The organism is Mesorhizobium sp. M7D.F.Ca.US.004.01.2.1, assembly GCF_003997785.1.
Lineage (GTDB): Bacteria > Pseudomonadota > Alphaproteobacteria > Rhizobiales > Rhizobiaceae > Mesorhizobium > Mesorhizobium loti.
This window is the reverse complement of record NZ_RZRQ01000516.1, coordinates 1-2,920: the sequence shown is the minus strand read 5'-3', so window position 1 is coordinate 2,920 and position 2,920 is coordinate 1. Positions and strand designations below refer to the sequence as shown.

At 63.7% G+C, this 2,920-nt stretch carries 3 protein-coding genes; 2 read left to right on the top strand and 1 reads right to left on the bottom strand.

What is annotated here, in order from left to right; all coding sequences use genetic code 11:
• The coding region (locus tag EN993_RS34015; RefSeq protein WP_245469047.1) for a LysR substrate-binding domain-containing protein at window positions 1-577 on the top strand (577 nt) is incomplete at its 5' end.
• A gap of 76 nt (window positions 578-653) precedes the next feature.
• On the top strand, window positions 654-2,528 hold the full coding sequence (gene mutL, locus EN993_RS34010; protein ID WP_127266066.1) for a DNA mismatch repair endonuclease MutL: 1,875 nt from the start codon (window positions 654-656) through the stop codon (window positions 2,526-2,528).
• Window positions 2,529-2,562: 34 nt separating this feature from the next.
• Here mutL and EN993_RS37230 read toward each other — a convergent pair.
• A partial coding sequence (locus EN993_RS37230; protein ID WP_206532466.1) for a hypothetical protein occupies window positions 2,563-2,920 on the bottom strand: 358 nt, incomplete at its 5' end.

Below are 2,920 nucleotides of genomic sequence, written 5' to 3'. Positions count from 1 at the left end.
GTTCTGGATGATGCCGCGCCTGCAGCAATTCCGCGACGAACTGCCGGGCGTTGATCTGCGCATCCAGACCGCCGACCGCGATCTCGACATCATCGCCGAAGGCATCCCGCTCGGCGTGCGCGGCGGCGTGCCGCGCGACTGGCCAGATTATCATTCGCTGTCGCTTGCCGACGAGGAGATCTTCCCGGTGGCGGGCCCCAGTTATCTGGCGAAGTTTGGGTTGCCGGAGACCGTCGCTGAACTTGCCATGCACCGGCTCATCCATCTCGAGGAGCCCTACCGCGAGGCGCCGAACTGGGACGAATGGTTCGCGGCAGCCGGAACCAGCCTCCGTAATGCCGAGCGCGGGTTGCGCATCAATGACTATGCCTTGGTGATTCAGGCGGTCATGGAGGGACAAGGCATCTCGCTCGGCTGGCGGCATCTCGTCGAGCGCCTCGTGGCATCAGGACTGTTGGTGCCGGTGACGGATCATGTGCTGAGGACCGGCATCGGATTCTACGTCATCTGGCCAAAGAACCGCGAGCTCAGCGACAATGCGCGGAAGGTGAGGGATTGGCTGGTGGCGCAAGCGTAATCCATGCCGCGAACTGATCCACCGCTTTCGCGACTATGCCTCTCCCGCAAGCCCCGAATCCGCCTATAGTGCCGCCATGCCCATTCGCCAGCTTTCAGAAACGATGATCAATCAGATCGCCGCCGGCGAAGTCATCGAGCGTCCGGCAAGCGTGGTCAAGGAACTGGTCGAGAATGCGCTCGACGCCGGCGCTTCGCGCGTCGAGATCGTCACCGCCGGCGGCGGACTGAGCCTGATCCGTGTCACCGATGACGGCTCCGGCATCCCTGAATCGGAACTGGCGCTGGCGATTGCGCGTCACTGCACCTCCAAGCTCACCGAGGATATCAACGATATCCGCTCGCTCGGCTTCCGCGGCGAAGCGCTGCCGTCGATCGGCTCGGTGTCGCGGCTGTCGATCCGTTCGCGTACGGCCGCCGGCGACAGTGCCGCCGAAATCGGCATCGAGGGCGGCCGCGTCTTGCCCGTCAGGCCGGCAGCGGCCAATCGCGGCACCACGGTGGAGGTGCGCGACCTGTTCTTCGCCACGCCGGCCCGACTGAAATTCATGAAGGGCGAGCGCGCCGAGAGTTCGGCGACCAGTGACGTGATCAAGCGCATCGCCATCGCCTTCCCCGCCGTGCGCTTCACGCTGGCCGGCTCGGACCGCTCGACGCTGGAATTGCCGGCGACGGACGACAGCGCGGCAGGCAGCCTGCGTCGCGTCGCCCAGGTGATGGGTGCCGATTTTCCCGACAATTCGATTGCCATCGAGGCGATGCGCGAAGGCGTGCATCTGACCGGTCACGTGTCGATCCCATCCTTCACCCGTGCCAACGCGCTGCAGCAATATGCCTACGTCAACGGTAGGCCGGTGCGCGACAAGCTGATTGCGGGCGCCATTCGCGGTGCTTATGCCGACGTTTTGCCGCGCGACCGCCATGCGGTGACGGTGCTGTTCCTGTCGCTCGATCCGGCCATCGTCGACGTCAATGTCCATCCGGCCAAGGCCGATGTCCGCTTCCGCGATCCCGGCCTGGTGCGCGGGCTGATCGTCGGCGCCATCCGCCAGGCGCTGGCCGATTCCGGCATCCGCGCCGCCACCACGGGTGCGGCCGGCATGATGGCGGCCTTCCGGCCCGGTGCTGCATCTTACGGCCACGGCGGCCCGGCAAACGGTCACCGCAGCTACGACGCGGTCTACCGCGCGTCAGGTCCGTCCGGCTTCGATCCGGCCCGGTCGCCGCAGCGGCCGTTCGACATGGGTTTCGAGGGCGCGGGCTTCGAGCATCGTGGTTTGCGTGAGAACGAGCAGGCGGCGTTCGATGCCGGCCCGCTTGCCAGCGCCGATGTGCGTGCCGGGCAGGATGAGGCGGCCGAGACGCTGCTTGGCGCGGTGCTGGGCGCCGCGCGCGCCCAGGTGCATGAGAACTACATCGTCGCGCAGACCAAGGATTCGCTCGTCATCGTCGACCAGCATGCGGCGCATGAGCGCCTGGTCTACGAAGCGCTGAAGAATGCACTGCATTCGCGCCCCGTGCCCTCGCAGATGCTGCTTCTGCCTGAGATCATCGACCTGGCGGAAGAGGATGCAGAACGGCTTGCGCTGCATTCGGAAACACTGGCCCGCTTCGGCCTCGGCATCGAGCGCTTCGGCCCGGGCGCCGTCGCAGTGCGGGAGACGCCATCGATGCTCGGCGAAACGAATGTCCAGCAACTGGTGCGTGACCTCGCCGACGAGATCGCCGACAACGACACGGTCGACACGCTGAAGGAACGGCTGGACAAGATCGCCGCGACCATGGCCTGCCACGGCTCGGTGCGTTCCGGCCGCCTGCTCAAGGCCGAAGAGATGAATGCATTGTTGCGGCAGATGGAGGCGACGCCCGGCTCCGGCACCTGCAACCACGGTCGCCCGACCTATATCGAGCTCAAGCTGGCGGATATCGAAAGGCTGTTCGGGCGGCGGTAAAGCATTGCCTGCACACGGCCAAGTGAGGCACTCGTCATTTCACCAGTTGGTGGTACTTCTTGGTTCTAAGAGAAAAAACATAGTCCAACGTATAGCCGGCGTTGCCACGAAAATTTACGGAAATAATCTCTAATCTTGTTTCCACTTGTTTTTGAACATTCATATAGATGGGCGTCATCAGCATGCCGGCGTCGCAATTATCGTCATCGAACCCGATCTCCTGAACAACCTTCTTTTCCTTTTTGTTGATGACCTGCAGCTTCCGCATGCAGGCGAGAAAGCCAGCTTTCTCGTAAACGCCGACAAATCTGTGGGTAGCAGTCTGCGCCCAAAAGGGAATCTCGACGGTTCCGTCAACTTTCGCCTTGCCGGTATCGTCCAGGCTCGCAACC

Bases quoted from the DNA above. Each gene is read 5' to 3' on its own strand.
- mutL (WP_127266066.1), top strand. From the start codon at position 654: ATGCCCATTCGCCAGCTTTCAGAAACGATGATCAATCAGATCGCCGCC.